The sequence below is a fragment of the Methylobacterium variabile genome, assembly GCF_001043975.1.
Taxonomy (GTDB): domain Bacteria; phylum Pseudomonadota; class Alphaproteobacteria; order Rhizobiales; family Beijerinckiaceae; genus Methylobacterium; species Methylobacterium variabile.
Map to the genome: position 1 here is coordinate 1 of NZ_LABY01000288.1, position 13,642 is coordinate 13,642.

Annotated in this window: 16 protein-coding genes; 7 read left to right on the forward strand and 9 right to left on the reverse strand. The window is 70.9% G+C overall.

Annotation, left to right across the window (positions count from 1 at the left end; translation table 11 throughout):
• Together VQ02_RS39575 and pal are read right to left on the reverse strand one after the other, a co-directional pair.
• Positions 1–396, reverse strand: a 396-nt coding sequence (locus VQ02_RS39575) for a YbgF trimerization domain-containing protein (protein ID WP_048448111.1), incomplete at its 3' end; no start/stop codon positions are given.
• Between the two features lie 128 nt (positions 397–524).
• Positions 525–1,046 carry a peptidoglycan-associated lipoprotein Pal gene (pal, locus tag VQ02_RS31015; protein WP_048448112.1) on the reverse strand — a complete coding sequence of 174 codons (522 nt, stop codon included), beginning with the start codon at positions 1,044–1,046 and terminating at the stop codon, positions 525–527.
• A gap of 420 nt (positions 1,047–1,466) precedes the next feature.
• Here pal and VQ02_RS31020 point away from each other — a divergent pair, with 420 nt between their 5' ends.
• Positions 1,467–1,886 carry a response regulator gene (locus tag VQ02_RS31020; protein WP_048448113.1) on the forward strand — a complete coding sequence of 140 codons (420 nt, stop codon included), beginning with the start codon at positions 1,467–1,469 and terminating at the stop codon, positions 1,884–1,886.
• A 7-nt stretch (positions 1,887–1,893) separates the two neighbouring features.
• On the opposite strand, the gene VQ02_RS31025 is transcribed toward VQ02_RS31020, so the two are convergent.
• Entirely contained in the window at positions 1,894–2,340 is a 447-nt protein-coding gene (locus VQ02_RS31025; protein WP_048448114.1) for a low affinity iron permease family protein, read from the reverse strand.
• 341 nt (positions 2,341–2,681) lie between these two features.
• Between VQ02_RS31025 and mgtE the strand changes: the two genes are divergently transcribed.
• Positions 2,682–4,049 carry a magnesium transporter gene (mgtE, locus tag VQ02_RS31030; RefSeq protein WP_048448115.1) on the forward strand — a complete coding sequence of 456 codons (1,368 nt, stop codon included), beginning with the start codon at positions 2,682–2,684 and terminating at the stop codon, positions 4,047–4,049.
• A gap of 127 nt (positions 4,050–4,176) precedes the next feature.
• Here mgtE and VQ02_RS31035 read toward each other — a convergent pair whose 3' ends face one another.
• Both VQ02_RS31035 and VQ02_RS31040 read right to left on the reverse strand, forming a co-directional pair.
• Positions 4,177–4,716, reverse strand: a complete 540-nt coding sequence (locus VQ02_RS31035; RefSeq protein ID WP_048448116.1) for a CoA-binding protein — start codon at positions 4,714–4,716, stop codon at positions 4,177–4,179.
• Entirely contained in the window at positions 4,713–5,498 is a 786-nt protein-coding gene (locus VQ02_RS31040; protein ID WP_048448117.1) for an enoyl-CoA hydratase, read from the reverse strand. Before VQ02_RS31040 ends, VQ02_RS31035 begins: the two co-directional genes overlap by 4 nt.
• 123 nt (positions 5,499–5,621) lie before the next feature.
• Here VQ02_RS31040 and VQ02_RS31045 point away from each other — a divergent pair, with 123 nt between their 5' ends.
• From VQ02_RS31045 to rpsI, 3 genes are all read left to right on the forward strand, one after another.
• Positions 5,622–6,053, forward strand: a complete 432-nt coding sequence (locus VQ02_RS31045; protein WP_048448118.1) for a PaaI family thioesterase — start codon at positions 5,622–5,624, stop codon at positions 6,051–6,053.
• Between the two features lie 183 nt (positions 6,054–6,236).
• A complete protein-coding gene (rplM, locus tag VQ02_RS31050) occupies positions 6,237–6,698 on the forward strand; it encodes a 50S ribosomal protein L13 (protein WP_048448119.1) in 462 nt (153 codons plus the stop codon).
• A gap of 1 nt (position 6,699) precedes the next feature.
• Entirely contained in the window at positions 6,700–7,191 is a 492-nt protein-coding gene (gene rpsI, locus VQ02_RS31055) for a 30S ribosomal protein S9 (protein WP_048448120.1), read from the forward strand.
• Positions 7,192–7,351: 160 nt separating this feature from the next.
• Here rpsI and VQ02_RS31060 read toward each other — a convergent pair whose 3' ends face one another.
• Positions 7,352–7,876, reverse strand: a complete 525-nt coding sequence (locus tag VQ02_RS31060; protein WP_048448121.1) for a DUF5872 domain-containing protein — start codon at positions 7,874–7,876, stop codon at positions 7,352–7,354.
• 269 nt (positions 7,877–8,145) lie between these two features.
• Here VQ02_RS31060 and argC point away from each other — a divergent pair, with 269 nt between their 5' ends.
• Positions 8,146–9,087, forward strand: coding sequence for an N-acetyl-gamma-glutamyl-phosphate reductase (argC, locus tag VQ02_RS31065; protein WP_048448122.1), 942 nt, complete (start codon positions 8,146–8,148; stop codon positions 9,085–9,087).
• A 52-nt stretch (positions 9,088–9,139) separates the two neighbouring features.
• Here argC and VQ02_RS31070 read toward each other — a convergent pair whose 3' ends face one another.
• The 3 genes from VQ02_RS31070 to VQ02_RS31080 form a co-directional block, all read right to left on the reverse strand.
• Positions 9,140–9,844 (reverse strand): glutathione S-transferase N-terminal domain-containing protein, encoded by a 705-nt coding sequence (locus VQ02_RS31070; RefSeq protein ID WP_048448123.1) that lies wholly within the window; start codon positions 9,842–9,844, stop codon positions 9,140–9,142.
• A 111-nt stretch (positions 9,845–9,955) separates the two neighbouring features.
• Positions 9,956–10,849, reverse strand: coding sequence for an NAD(P)-dependent oxidoreductase (locus VQ02_RS31075; protein ID WP_048448124.1), 894 nt, complete (start codon positions 10,847–10,849; stop codon positions 9,956–9,958).
• A 23-nt stretch (positions 10,850–10,872) separates the two neighbouring features.
• Entirely contained in the window at positions 10,873–11,958 is a 1,086-nt protein-coding gene (locus VQ02_RS31080) for an isocitrate/isopropylmalate dehydrogenase family protein (RefSeq protein ID WP_048448125.1), read from the reverse strand.
• Positions 11,959–12,074: 116 nt separating this feature from the next.
• Between VQ02_RS31080 and VQ02_RS31085 the strand changes: the two genes are divergently transcribed.
• Complete coding sequence (locus tag VQ02_RS31085) at positions 12,075–13,223, forward strand: epoxide hydrolase family protein (RefSeq protein ID WP_048448126.1); 1,149 nt, start codon at positions 12,075–12,077, stop codon at positions 13,221–13,223.
• Positions 13,224–13,642: the final 419 nt, after the last annotated feature.

Consider the following 13,642-nt stretch of genomic DNA (forward strand, 5'->3'; position numbering starts at 1 on the left):
CGGGCAGCGCCCGGCGGCCGCGACGCCGCAGGCGAAGCCGCAGAAGCGCAGCGACGCCTTCGACCCGTCCCAGAACCCGGGCGCCCCCGGCGCCCCCCAGTCCCTCGGCGCAACGACGCCCACGCAGGCCCCCCGGGCGGCCGCCGGGCGCTGCCCGCCCTTGCTCTCCTGGAACCGGTACTCGACGTCCTCCTGGAACTTGCGCAGCTGTTCCTTGAGCTGCCGGTTCTCGTACTGGAGCGACTCGATCTGGCCCGCCATCTGGCGCGACTGGTTCTCCAGCCGGTTGAGGCGCACCACGAACTCGGCGGCGTCCTGGGCCGCGGCCGGTAGCGCGGCGGCGAGGGCCAGCCCGGAGACGGCGAGGGCGGGGACGAGGAGCAGGCGGCGAAGCATGGCGGGGCGCATCACGGCTCGAGTCAGCGGCGGGTCCGCTTCTGGCGGCGCGGGTTAGCAGATGCCGCGCCGGCGGGCAAAAGTGGGGCGGCGCAGGCCGCCCCGCCCGGATTCGCCCCGGGCGCCGATCAGGAGCCGGCGCCGCCGTCCAGCACCGTGACGGCGCGCCGGTTTTGCGACCAGCACGAGATGTCGTTGCAGACCGCGACCGGACGTTCCTTGCCGTAGGACACGGTGCGCATGCGGTTCGCGCCGATGCCCCGGGAGGCGAGATAGTCCCGCACCGCCTGGGCGCGGCGGGCCCCGAGCGAGAAGTTGTACTCGCGGGTGCCGCGCTCGTCGGCGTGGCCCTCGATCAGGAAGGTGTAGCGCGGGTAGCGCGACAGCCACTGCGCCTGCTTGTCGAGGGTTGCGGTGGCGGTCGGGGTCAGGTCGGTCGAGTCGGAGTCGAAGAAGACCCGGTCGCCGATATTGACCACGAAGTCCTGGGTGCTGCCCGGCGTCGCGGCGCCGCCGCGCCCGCCGCCGGCCCCGTAGGCCGCCGACGCGTCGGAGAGATCGTTGTTGCTCGCGCAGGCCGCCATCGACAGGGCGAGCCCGAGGGCGGCGGTGATCTTGAGCGCGCGCAGGGGCGCGAGCGGCAGCGACATCGACCCAAACTCCCTTGGCGGTCCCGAAGGGGCCGCGTTCGGCGAAGACCGAGCCGCACCACCGCCCGGCCACGCCATCAAACAACACGCGATCGTCTGTAGTCCCGGCCCGTTAAGCGAAGGTTCCGTCAACCCTGATGGGATCTTGCCTGACGGGACCCTGCCGAACGGGGCCTCGCGGCCCTGGCCGGACCCCGCCGGATGTGCGGGGCAGCGGCCAGACACCGTTGAAATACGGCCACGCTGCGGCGCGGAGCGGCGCGGGATCGGAACGGGCCGCCAGCGTTGCAATCGTGCAACATGCGGTGCGGGCCCAGCGGCCGGGCACTGGTTGACGTTTCGTTAACCAATTCGGCCGACCGTCGCCGCTTCGACGGCCGAGATCTCCTCGCGATGCTTGCCACCCAGTCTCAACCCCGGATGCTCCAGGCCAGCGCCAAGCCTCAGCCCGACGCAAAGCCTCGCGTGCTGATCGTCGAGGACAGCTACATGCTGCTCGAGCTGCTGGTGACGCTGTGCGAGCAGCACGGGGTGGAGACGCTGACCGCCTCCAGCGGCGAGGCGGCGCTCGTCCTGCTGCGCGAGCACGGCGCGGGCATCGACTGGCTCCTCACCGACATCCGGCTCCCCGGCCGCGTCGACGGCTGGAGCGTGGCCGAGGCCTACCGGCGGATCCAGCCGCACCGGCCGGTGATCTACTCCTCGACCACCGCCGACCTGAGGCGCCCGGCGGTGCCCGGCAGCATCTTCGTCAGCAAGCCCTTCGTGATCCCCGACATCCTGCGGCTCGCCCGGATGATGGGGAGCGAGAGGGACGCGTCGCGCCAGCTCTGCGCCTGACGCTGAGTCAGGAGCCGGTGGCGGCCCGGGCGGCGGCGGCGGCCTTGGCGTTGGCGGTCTCGGCGGCGGCGTCCACGACCTCGCTGAGGCGGAAGTCCCGCGCCCGCGCCTCGCAGCGGGCCCGCAGGACGTCGAGTTCCTCCTCGGTCAGGTGCTCGATGCCGATATAGGCGTTCTGGGCCGCGCTCGCCCGGATCAGCTCGTCGAGCTTGGCCTGGATCGCCGCCCCATCGCGATTCTGGGTGTTCTGGATCAGGAAGACCATCAGGAACGTCACGATGGTCGTGCCGGTGTTGATGATCAGCTGCCACGTGTCCGAGTAGTGGAACAGCGGGCCGGTCATCGCCCAGACCACGATCAGCAGCAGGCTGAGCGCGAAGGTGCCGGGGCGGCCCGCCGCCCGGGCGACGGCGGCCGCGAAGTCCGAGAAGGTGCGTGGGCGTGTCGTTTCCATCTCGGCTCCCGCGGCGGTCCGGCGCCGCGCCCCGAGGCGTGCCGGCTCATGAGCCCCCGTCTACGAATCCTCACCCTGCGCCCGCGGTTCCCCTCTTGACGCAGCACCGCGCCCGGCGCAGTGACGGGCCGCTCGCGGCGCGCCCCTGCGCCGCAGCATTCCCGGACAACCCGCACGTCATGCCGAGCGACAGTCACAGTCGACCGCCCTCGCCGTCTCCGGTCTGAGGTCACGCGCGCTCGCCATCGGCGGCTCACCGCGACCGGCCGGGGACGGCCGGCCGACGCCCCGCGTCCAGCGGACGACGTTTCGCCTTTAAGTGGGCGACAGGAAGGTGAGCCATGACCGACACCGTGACCGACGCCCCCGTCGGGCCCGCTTCCCTCGCCGCACGCCTCGCCGAGGAGAGTGCCCCCGACATCGTCGAGGCCCTGAACCAGGAGGCGCCGGAAGTGGCCGCCGCCATCCTGCTCAGCCTGCCGCACGAGCGCGCCGTCGAGGTGCTGGACCAGCCGGAGCTGGACTGCGCCCCCGACATCATCGAGATGCTGCCGCGCGACCGCGTCGCCTCGTTCCTGTCGGGCATGTCGGCCGACCGGGTCACCGACGTCTTCAAGGACATCGAGGAGCCCGGGCGCTCGGACCTGCGTGCCCGCCTCGATGCCGAGACCCGCGGCGCCGTCGACGCGCTGATCGCCTATCCGGAGGAGAGCGTCGGCTCGATCATGACGACCGAGTTCGTCGCCGTGCCGACCACCTGGACCATCGGTCTCACCCTCGACTACATCCGCAAGGTCGAGCGCACCCGCGAGACCGTGTACTCGATCTTCGTGCTCGATCCCCGCACCGGGGCGCTGGCCAAGGCGGTGCCGCTGCGCCGGCTGATCTCCGGCAACCCGGAGGACAACATCCTGTCGGTGGCGCCGAGCCGCCGCCCGGTGGTGGTCTCGGCCGATGCCAGCCGCAACGAGGCGGCGCGCCTGATCTCGAAGTACGACCTCTTGGCGATCCCGGTCGTCGACGCCACCAACCACGTCGTCGGCATCGTCACCGTCGACGACGTGATCGACGCGATGATCCAGAAGCAGACCGAGGACGTGCAGCGCTTCGGCGGCATGGAGGCGCTCGACGAGCCCTACATGTCGATCAACTTCCTGACCATGATCCGCAAGCGGGCCGGCTGGCTCTGCGTGCTCTTCCTCTCCGAGATGCTCACCGCCAGCGCGATGCAGGGCTTCGAGGGCGAGCTGGAGAAGGCCCTCGTCCTCACCCTGTTCATCCCGCTTATCATGAGCTCGGGCGGCAATTCCGGCTCGCAGGCGACCTCGCTGCTGATCCGGGCGCTGGCGCTGCACCAGGTGCGCCTGGCCGACTGGTGGCGGGTGGCCCTGCGGGAGATTCCCGCCGGCCTGACGTTGGGCGCGATCCTCGGCACGATCGGCGTGGTGCGGATCGTGCTCTGGCAGAAGCTCGGCTTCTACGATTACGGCGAGCACTGGTTCCTCGTCGCCGCCACGGTCGGCACGGCGCTCATCGGCATCGTGCTGTTCGGCTCGCTCGCCGGCTCGATGCTGCCCTTCATCCTCCAGCGCGTCGGCTTCGACCCCGCCACCGCCTCGGCGCCGTTCGTCGCCACCCTGGTCGACGTGTCGGGACTGGTGATCTACTTCACGGTTGCCCTGGTGATCCTCAAGGGGACGCTGCTGTAGGAGGCCGAAGGCAATATTCCGCAGATGCCGATCTCAGTCTCCATCGCCATCCCGGGCTCCGCTGCGCGGCCCCGGAGCGACCCGGCGGGTAGCACGTCCGCACCGGGCCTCCGGGCGCCCGGCGTCCCTACCGCTCCTCGATCGTCAGCTTCTGGAACCCCTTAGCCGCGAGCTTCGGCCGCTTGGCGCTGAGGATGCGGGAGTTCACCCCGGTCCAGCCGATCTCGCCCGAGAGGCGGCCATACTCGATCTTCGGGCAGCGGTTCATCACCACGGTGACGCCCCGCGCCTCGGCGCGCTCGGCCGCCGCGTCGTTGCGCACGCCGAGCTGCATCCAGATCACCGACGGCAGCGGGTCGAGGGCCAGCGCCTCGTCGACGAGCGGGCCGGCGGCCTCGGAATTGCGGAAGATCTCCACCATGTCGACCGGGTGGGGCAGGTCGGCGAGGCGCGCGACCACCGGCCGGCCGAGGATCTCGCCGCCGGCGAGGCCCGGATTGACCGGGATCACCTGATAGCCGCGCTCGAGCAGGTACTTGGTGACGATCCAGCTCGGCCGGGCCGGGTTGGCGGAGGCGCCGACGAGGGCGATGCTGCGCACGCGCCGCAGGATCGCCCGCAGGGCCTCGTCGTCGTAGCGGTCGTGGCGGGCGGGACCGACGCTCATCGGGCGGCCTTCCTGTCGAGGAAGGCCGCGATGCCGTCCTCGGCGGCGCGGGCCAGCATGTTCTCGGTCATCACCCGGCCGGCATGGGCGTAGGCTTCCGCCAGCGGCATCTCGAGCTGCTCGTAGAAGGCGCGCTTGCCGACCCGCACGGTGTAGGGGCTGCGGGCCGCGATCCCGGCGGCGAGCTCCTGCGCGCGGGCCAGCGCCGTGCCGGCGGGCACCACCCGGTTGACGAGACCGAGATGCCTGGCCTCCTCGGCCTCCGCCATCTCGGCGGTGAGCAGCATCGCCATCGCGGCCTTCCGCGACAGGTTGCGCGACAGGGCCACCATCGGGGTCGAGCAGAAGAGGCCGATCTGCACGCCGGGCGTGGCGAAGCGGGCCTCCTCGCCGGCCACCGCAAGGTCGCAGGAGGCGACGAGCTGGCAGCCGGCGGCGGTGGCGATCCCCTCCACGGCGGCGATGACCGGCTGCGGCAGGGCGGGAATCGCCATCATCACCGAGGAGCAGAGGTCGAACAGGTCCTTGAACCGCGCCGCGCCGCGATCGCCGTCCGCCCGGTAGGCGGTCATCTCCTTCAGGTCGTGGCCGGCGCAGAAGGCCGGCCCCTCCGCCGCGATCACCACGGCGCGGACCTCCGGATCCTCGACCAGTCGCGCGAATTCCTGCGACAGGGCCGTGAGCATCGCGTGCGACAGGGCGTTGCGGGCCCGCGGCCGGTTGAGGGTCAGGGTCGCGACGCCGTCGCGGTCGTCTCGGAGGAGGAGGGCAGGGTCTGACATGCGGTCTCGGGTGATGTGGGCAGGGGACAGGGGGAAGGGGATATGGGGAAGGATGGCCTATTGTCCGGTGCCGGGCGCCGTGCTGCAAGATCGTGCATAACGACAATCGGAAACGTCCCCTGCATGCGCCCTGCCCTGATGATGGACCGCGACGCGGTCGCGGCCTTCCTCGACGAGGTTTTTCCACAGATCCACCACGGTGGTCCCGGTCCGGTGGTCGAGAGCGTCGGGCCGCTCAGCGCCACGATGCGCCTGCCCTACCACGAGCGCCACCTGCGGCCGGGCGGCACGCTGTCGGGCCCAGCCATGATGGGGCTCGCCGACGTGGCGCTCTACGTCGCGATCCTGGCCCAGATCGGCCCGGTGGCGCTCGCCGTCACCACCAACCTGTCGTTCAACTTCATGCGCAAGCCGGCCAAGGCCGATCTCCTGGCCGAGGCCCGCCTGCTCAAGCTCGGGCGCTCGCTCGCCGTCGGCGAGGTGCTGATCCGCAGCGCCGGCCAGGACGAGATCGTCTGCCACGCCACCGGCACCTACGCGCTGCCGCCGAGATGACGGTATCATAGTACCGCTATATCGAAGCCGCTCGAAAAACTGGCGTTTTTGCCTTCCTGGAATCTCCGCATCGCTTGACGCCGGCGTGATCCTCGATTACTGAGCCGGCCATCGCCGCCGCGCGCTCATCCCTGACCGCGGCGGCGTCCTATTTTTCGTCAAGACTTCCGGGACTCTCTCGCGATGAAGACCTTTTCGCTGAAGCCCGCCGACGTCGACAAGAAGTGGGTGATCATCGACGCGGAGGGCCTCGTGGTCGGCCGCCTGGCGTCGGTCATCGCGATGCGTCTGCGGGGCAAGCACAAGCCCCAGTACACGCCCCACGTCGATTGCGGCGACAACGTCATCGTCATCAATGCGGAAAAGGTGAAGTTCACCGGCCGCAAGTATAACCAGAAGGTGTACTACCACCACACTGGTTACCCGGGTGGCATCAAGGAGCGCTCGGCCAAGTTCATCCTCGAGGGCCGCTTCCCCGAGCGCGTCGTCGAAAAGGCCGTGGAGCGCATGCTGCCGCGCGGCCCGCTCTTCCGGCAGATCCTGGGCAACCTCCGGGTCTACAAGGGCAGCGAGCACCCCCACACCGCCCAGCAGCCGGAGACGCTCGACGTCGCCGCTCTCAACCGCAAGAACGTGAGCGCGTAAGATGGCGACCCTTCAGTCCCTCGCCGACCTCGGCCAAGCTAACAAGGCCCAGAACCTCTCGCAGGGCGAGAACGAGGCCCCGGTCCACGTCCAGAAGTTGGACTCCCTCGGCCGCGCCTATGCCACCGGCAAGCGCAAGGACGCGATCGCCCGCGTCTGGATCAAGCCCGGCGCCGGCAAGATCACGGTGAACGACCGCCCGGTCGACACCTACTTCGCCCGCCCGGTGCTGCGCATGATCCTGCAGCAGCCGCTCCAGATCGTCGACCGCGTCGACCAGTACGACATCATCGTCACGGTGGCGGGCGGCGGCCTCTCCGGCCAGGCCGGCGCGGTGCGCCACGGCCTCGCCAAGGCCCTGACCTACTACGAGCCCGAGCTGCGCAGCCCGCTGAAGCGCGAGGGCTTCCTGACCCGCGACCCGCGCGTGGTCGAGCGCAAGAAGTACGGCCGCAAGAAGGCCCGCCGCAGCTTCCAGTTCTCGAAGCGCTAAGCGACCTTCGGTCATTGCGACAGGGAAAGGGCGGGCCCTCGCGGGTCCGCCCTTTCTCGTTACCGGTCAGTCATCGGCTGCGCCGTCCTATCGAGGCGCGGAATCTCTCCTCTCCGCGCCCGCAGCGTGAACCCGCGAGCCTCCCCCGCGGACTTCAGCCTCAGGCGTTCAGCGCCCGCTCCAGCTCCCCCTTCGACATGGTGGAGCGGCCCGGTATGTTCTTCGCCCGCGCCTTCTGCATCAGCTCGGCCTTGGTCGGTCCGCCGTCCCGGCTGCCGGTCTTGTGCGAGGCCTTGCGGGCCGCAGCGGCCTTCTTCGCCACGTCCTTCGGCTGCTTCGAATGCTGCTTGCCCTTGGCGCTGTCGGCGCGCTTCTTGGCGGTGGAGCGCTTGTACTCGTCGTCGGAGAGATCCTCGCGGGCCTTCTTCGGCAGGTAGCGCTCCCCGGTCTCGCCGCTCTTCCGGCCGGACTTGGTGCCCCACTCCTCGTCGGTCCACTGCTTGAGGTGGTTGTCGGACGACTTCTTGCCCTCGTAGCCGCCGCCCTCCTCCTTGTATTCCTGCACGGCCATCTGGGCCTTGCGGGCCGACCACTGGCCGGGCTTGCCGCCCTTGTCAGACCGGGTGACGTCCTTCTTGACCTTCTCCCAGAGCTTCGGGTCGGTCTTCTTGGCGGTTCCAGCCATCGCTGCGCTCCTGACGTCGTCTGCCGTCGATCTGGCAGCACAACCGGGGCGGCTCCGGCCGGGTTCCTCTGGGGCGCTCTCGCCTGTGGATGACCGACATGAGATCGTCGCACGAGCCGCGCCACACTCGGGCGCGGCGGTACGTCCCGCCGGCATCGCGGATCGTCACCGATGATCGTCCCGGACGATTGACTTGACGACCACTCGACCCCAATCAGCGGGCGCGTCGCTCGGCATCGGCCGATCCGCGCCACGGAGCCTTGAAGCCCATGACCCGCAAGCACAGCCCGAGCGTCTTCATCGACGGCGAGGCCGGCACGACCGGTCTCGGCATCCGCGAGCGCCTGGAAGCCTTCGACGACATCGCCCTGCGGTCGATTCCGCACGAGAGCCGCAAGGACCCGGAGGCTAAGCGCGCCCTCCTGGCCGAGGTCGACCTCGTGGTCCTCTGCCTGCCCGACGACGCCTCGCGGGAGACCGCGGCGCTGGCCGATTCGCTGCCGGGCGGCGGCCCGCGGCTGCTCGATGCCAGCACCGCCCACAGGGTCGCCCCCGGCTGGACCTACGGCTTCGCCGAGCTGACGCCGGAGCAGCCCGCCACCATCCGGGCCTCGCGCCGGGTCGCCAATCCGGGCTGCTACCCGACGGGCGGCATCGCGCTCCTGCGCCCGCTGATCGATGCCGGCCTGATCCCGGCCGACTTTCCCATCAGCATCAACGCAGTCAGCGGCTACAGCGGCGGCGGCCGCAAGATGATCGAGGCCTACGAGGCCGGCACCGCGCCGGCCTTCGAGCTCTACGGCCTCGGCTTCGGCCACAAGCACCTGCCCGAGACGCAGACCTACAGCGGCCTGACCCGGCGCCCGATCTTCGTGCCGTCGGTCGGCAACTTCCGGCAGGGCATGCTGGTGTCGATTCCGCTGCACCTCGACCTGCTGCCCGGCCGCCCGACCCCGGGCGACCTCGAGGCCGCCCTCGTCGCCCGCTACGCCGACACGAAGCTGGTGCGGGTGGTGACCGGGGCCGAGGAAGGGGCTCACCGGGAGCGCATCGAGCCCGAGGCGCTCAACGACACCGACGCTCTCGAGCTGCGGGTGTTCGGCTCCGACAGCCACCGCCACGCGGTGCTGGTCGCGCGCCTCGACAATCTCGGCAAGGGCGCGTCGGGCGCCGCGGTGCAGAACCTGCGCCTGATGCTCGACCTCGACTGAACGCGCCGGCCGGAGGGCGCCACCGCCCTCCGGCTCGCACGATGACCGGTCTTCAGTCCCGCGGCGGGATCTCCAGCCCCCGCTGCACCGCCGGCCGGGCGAGGCCCCGTTCCAGCCAGGCCGGCACGTGGGTGAGCGCGTCGAAGTCAACCAGCTCCCGCGCCTCGTAGAAGCCGATCAGGTTGCGCACCCAGCCCAGCAGCGCGATGTCGGCGATGGTGTAGGCCTCGCCCATGATCCAGTCGCGGCCGGCGAGCCGGGTCTCCAGCACGCCGAGCAGGCGCTTCGACTCGTCGCGGTAGCGCGCCAGCGGTCGCTTGTCCTCGATCTCGCGGCCGGCGAACTTGTGGAAGTAGCCGAGCTGGCCGAACATCGGCCCCACCGCCGCCATCTGGAAGAAGACCCACTGGGCCGTCTCGTAGCGCCCGGCCGGATCGGACGGGATCAGCCGGCCGGTCTTCTCGGCGAGATAGAGCAGGATCGCGCCCGACTCGAACAGGGCGAGCGGCTTACCCCCCGGTCCGGCCGGATCGAGGATCGCCGGGATCTTGCCGTTGGGGTTGAGCGACAGGAATTCCGGGGTCCAGGTCTCGTTCTTGCCGATGTTGACGGCGTGCGCCTCGTACGGGAGGCCGAGCTCCTCGAGCGCGATCGAGACCTTCACGCCGTTCGGCGTCGGCCAGGAATAGAGCTGGATCCGGTCCGGGTGGCGGGCCGGCCAGCGCGCGGTGATCGGGAAGGCGGAGAGATCGGACATCGCGAGGTTCCCTCGTGCGGGGGCCGCGACGATACAGGCCCGCTCCGGCCGGGCAAGCCGCGTGTCGTACCATCCCGCCGTCGAACGGAATCGCTCGACGGCGCTGCGGTCTCAGCCCTTCGCGGCGAAGTGCTTGACGATCACCGGCAGGTGATCGCTCCCGTGCCCGGCGTCGACCAGGCCGTCGAGGTCGGCGAGCACCCCGCCGGCGACGGCGCGCTCCGCCCCGAGTCCCTCGGCCATCGCCACGTAGTAGCTCAGGTCCTTCCGGGCATTGGCGATCGAGAACTTCATCGGCGAGGAATCGCCGCCGAGCACGTAGGGGCCGAGCCGGTCGAGGGCGGCGCCGTGGCCGCCGCCCTTGCGCAGAACATCGACCAGCACTTCCGGGGCGATGCCCGCCTTGCCGGCGCAGGCCGCCGCCTCGCCGAGCAGGGTGACGAAGCCGAGCGAGACGAAGTTGTGCAGCAGCTTCAGGGTGTGGCCGGCTCCGGCCTCGCTCCCGGCATGGAAGATGTTCTCCGCGAACGCGGCGAGCAGCGGCTGCATCGCGGAGAACAGCGCGGGCTCGGCGCCCACCAGCAGGTTCAGCCGCCCCTCCGCAGCCTCCCTCGGCGTGCGGGTCATCGGCGCGTCGAGGAAGCGACCGCCCGCTTGCGCCACCGCCGCCGCGACCCGCGCCGTCGACGCCGGCACCGCGGTCGAGCAGTCGACGATCACCGTACCCGGCCGCAGGGTCGCCAGGAGCCCGCCCTCGCCCGTCCCGCCGAACAGGACGTCCTCGACCTGCGGCGTGCCGGTGACGCACAGGATGATCACCTCGCTCGCCCGGGCCAGGGCGGCGCGGTCGGCGTGCCGCGTCGCCCCGAGGGCGTCGAGGTCGTCCGTCGGCTGGTTGCCCGGATGGTCGAGGTAGCCGAGGGGCCAGCCCTTGCGGGCGAGGTTGAGGGCAATGCCGTGCCCCATCAGGCCGACGCCGACGAGGCCCACGCTCTGCTTCGCCATGGTGATGTGTCTCCTTCCGACAGTCAGGCCAGGGCCCGGCGCACCGCCTCGGCGACCTCGGTGCAGGACGCGCTGCCGCCGAGATCGCGCGGCACCGCCCGCCCCTCGCGCAGGACCGCGCCGACCGCGTCCTCGATCCGCCCGGCGGCCTGCGCCAGCCCGGCATCGTTCCTGGTGTCGAACAGCCAGCGCAGCATCATCGCCCCCGACAGGATGGTGGCGACGGGGCTCGCGAGGTTCTGCCCGGCGATGTCCGGCGCCGAGCCGTGAGCGCCCTGGAACAGGGCGTGGCGGTCGCCGATCTCGGCGGAGGGCGAGATGCCCATGCCGCCGACGGTGGCGGCGCCGAGGTCCGAGATGATGTCGCCGAACATGTTCTCGGCCACGATCACGTCGTAGAAGTCGGGCCGCTTGAGCATGTGCACGGTGATCGCATCGGCGTAGGCGTAGTCGATGGCGATGTCCGGATAATCCGCGTGGACCTCGTCGCAGACCCGGCGGAAGAAGGCGTAAGCCCGCAGGATGTTGGCCTTGTCGCACACGGTGACCCGGCTTTGCCCGTCCCGCGGCGCGCCGCTGCGCTTGGCCGCGAGGGCGAAGGCGAAGCGGGCCACCCGCTCGGTGCCCTTGCGGGTCACGACCAGGCTGTCCGAGGCGATCTCGTCGCGCAGCACCACCCCGGCGCCGCGGCTGGCATAGAGCCCCTCGGTGTTCTCGCGCACGATGACGTAGTCGATGCCGCCGCCCTCGAAGGCGCGCAGCGGCGAGAGCACGCCGGGCAGGAGCTTGATCGGCCGCACGTTGGCGTAGAGGTCGAGGCGGAAGCGAAGACGCAGGTGCAGGTCGTTGCCGACCTCGGTGCCGTCCGGGTACACCACCCCCGGCAGGCCCGCCGCCCCGTGCAGGATCGCGTCGGCGTCGCGGCAACCCGCGAAGGTGTCGTCCGGCAGCACCGCGCCGCTCTTCTGATAGTGACCGGCGCCGCCCTCCAGCATCTCGAAGGCGAGGGTTCCGGCGCCGCAGGCCTCCTCCAGCACCGCCATCGCCGCCCGCGTCACCTCGGGCCCGATGCCGTCGCCCTCGATCGTGGCGATGCGATAGTGCGCCATTTCTCAGCTCCTCCCTTGAGATCCGCGCGCGGAGCGGAACCTTTTCCAGGGCGCCTAGCACGGCGTCGCCGGCCGCGGCATCCGGTCCGGCGCATGGCCAGGGGAGGAGCCACCCGATGACGGGACAACCGTTCACCTATCACGTTCCGGACGCGGCGCTCGCCGACCTGCGCGAGCGCCTCGCGCGCACCCGCCTGCCTGACCAGGCGCCGGAGGCGCCGTGGACCTACGGCACCGACGTGACCTACCTCGCCGACCTCGTCGCCTATTGGCGCGACCGCTTCGACTGGCGCGCCGAGGAGGCGGCGCTCAACGCCTTCCCGCAGAGCATCGTGCGCGTCGACGAGATCGACATCCACTGCCTGCACGTGCCGGGGAAAGGACCGGCGCCGCGCCCCCTGCTCCTGTGTCACGGCTGGCCCGGCTCGGTGTTCGAGTTCCTCGACCTCATCCCGCGCCTGACCGACCCGGCCCGCTTCGGCGGCCGCCCGGAGGACGCCTTCACGGTGGTGGCCCCGTCCCTGCCCGGCTACGGCCTGTCGTTCCGGCCGGGGCAGCCGCGCCTCGGGGTCGAGGAGATCGCCGACCGCTTCGCCGGGTTGATGACGCATCTCGGCTACGACCGCTTCATGGCCCAGGGCGGCGACTGGGGCGCCTTCATCACCACCCGCCTCGCCTGGCGCTACCCGGAGAGGGTCGAGGGGCTGCACCTCAACATGCTGCCGGTGCGCCGCGACCTCTCCGGCCGCGACGCCACGCCGGAAGAAGCCGCCCATTACGAGCGCGTCGGGGCGTGGCTCAAGGAGGAGACGGGCTACCAGTGGATCCAGGGCACCCGGCCCCAGACCCTGGCCTTCGCCCTCACCGACTCGCCCGCCGGCCTCGCCGCCTGGATCGCGGAGAAATTCCGGGCCTGGTCGGATTGCGGCGGCACGATCGAGAATGCCATCTCCCGCGACCGGATGCTGGCCAACATCTCGCTCTACTGGTTCACCGGCGCCATCGGCTCGTCGTTCCATCCCTACTACGCCCGCATGCACCGGCCCTGGCCGGTCCCGGACGGCGAGCGGGTGCGGGTTCCGGCCGCTTACGCCGCCTTCCCGGAGGAGATGGTCCGCCCGCCGCGCTCGCTCGCCGAACGCACGATGTTCGCGGACCTGCGCCGCTGGACCGAGATGCCGCGGGGCGGCCACTTCGCCGCCCTCGAGCAGCCGGACCTCCTCGCCGCCGACATCCGCGCCTTCGCGGCGTCCCTGCCGCGGTAGGGCGAGAGCGTCCCGGACGGTCCGGATCTTGCGGCCGGCGCGTACATACCCATCTAGCCCATCTAGGGTACATACCGGCCGCGCGGGCCGGGCAGGCCCCCTGCCCCGCTGTCTGTCGCATCGGCCGCAGCCTTCGGGCTCCGGGCGAGTTGACAGGCGAGCCGGCTACCCTTAGATGACCCCTCACCGACGGGGCGCCGAGACGAACGGCCCGCCCCGAAGGACTTCCTCAGAGACGAGCAAGCAGGGGCCAGGATAACCTGGCGCCACTTCCTGTTCTCTGAAGGACGAGATCCGGCTCCGGCCCGATCAGCTCTTTGACAAGTGCATCTGAGAAAGAGAAGCGTGGACGGCGTTGTCCCTGCGGATCCGGGTTTTGGCCTGGATCGTGAGTAGGATGATGCTGGTTCGACGTTTCG

Excerpts from the sequence above, each read along its gene's own strand:
- VQ02_RS31075 (WP_048448124.1), bottom strand. The coding sequence starts at position 10,849 with ATGGCGAAGCAGAGCGTGGGCCTCGTCGGCGTCGGCCTGATGGGGCAC.
- VQ02_RS31070 (WP_048448123.1), bottom strand. The coding sequence starts at position 9,844 with ATGTCCGATCTCTCCGCCTTCCCGATCACCGCGCGCTGGCCGGCCCGC.
- VQ02_RS31085 (WP_048448126.1), top strand. The coding sequence starts at position 12,075 with ATGACGGGACAACCGTTCACCTATCACGTTCCGGACGCGGCGCTCGCC.
- rplM (WP_048448119.1), top strand. The coding sequence starts at position 6,237 with ATGAAGACCTTTTCGCTGAAGCCCGCCGACGTCGACAAGAAGTGGGTG.
- VQ02_RS31040 (WP_048448117.1), bottom strand. The coding sequence starts at position 5,498 with ATGTCAGACCCTGCCCTCCTCCTCCGAGACGACCGCGACGGCGTCGCG.
- VQ02_RS31025 (WP_048448114.1), bottom strand. The coding sequence starts at position 2,340 with ATGGAAACGACACGCCCACGCACCTTCTCGGACTTCGCGGCCGCCGTC.
- VQ02_RS31080 (WP_048448125.1), bottom strand. The coding sequence starts at position 11,958 with ATGGCGCACTATCGCATCGCCACGATCGAGGGCGACGGCATCGGGCCC.
- VQ02_RS31060 (WP_048448121.1), bottom strand. The coding sequence starts at position 7,876 with ATGGCTGGAACCGCCAAGAAGACCGACCCGAAGCTCTGGGAGAAGGTC.
- VQ02_RS31020 (WP_048448113.1), top strand. The coding sequence starts at position 1,467 with ATGCTCCAGGCCAGCGCCAAGCCTCAGCCCGACGCAAAGCCTCGCGTG.
- VQ02_RS31045 (WP_048448118.1), top strand. The coding sequence starts at position 5,622 with ATGCGCCCTGCCCTGATGATGGACCGCGACGCGGTCGCGGCCTTCCTC.
- mgtE (WP_048448115.1), top strand. The coding sequence starts at position 2,682 with ATGACCGACACCGTGACCGACGCCCCCGTCGGGCCCGCTTCCCTCGCC.
- argC (WP_048448122.1), top strand. The coding sequence starts at position 8,146 with ATGACCCGCAAGCACAGCCCGAGCGTCTTCATCGACGGCGAGGCCGGC.
- pal (WP_048448112.1), bottom strand. The coding sequence starts at position 1,046 with ATGTCGCTGCCGCTCGCGCCCCTGCGCGCGCTCAAGATCACCGCCGCC.
- rpsI (WP_048448120.1), top strand. The coding sequence starts at position 6,700 with ATGGCGACCCTTCAGTCCCTCGCCGACCTCGGCCAAGCTAACAAGGCC.
- VQ02_RS31035 (WP_048448116.1), bottom strand. The coding sequence starts at position 4,716 with ATGAGCGTCGGTCCCGCCCGCCACGACCGCTACGACGACGAGGCCCTG.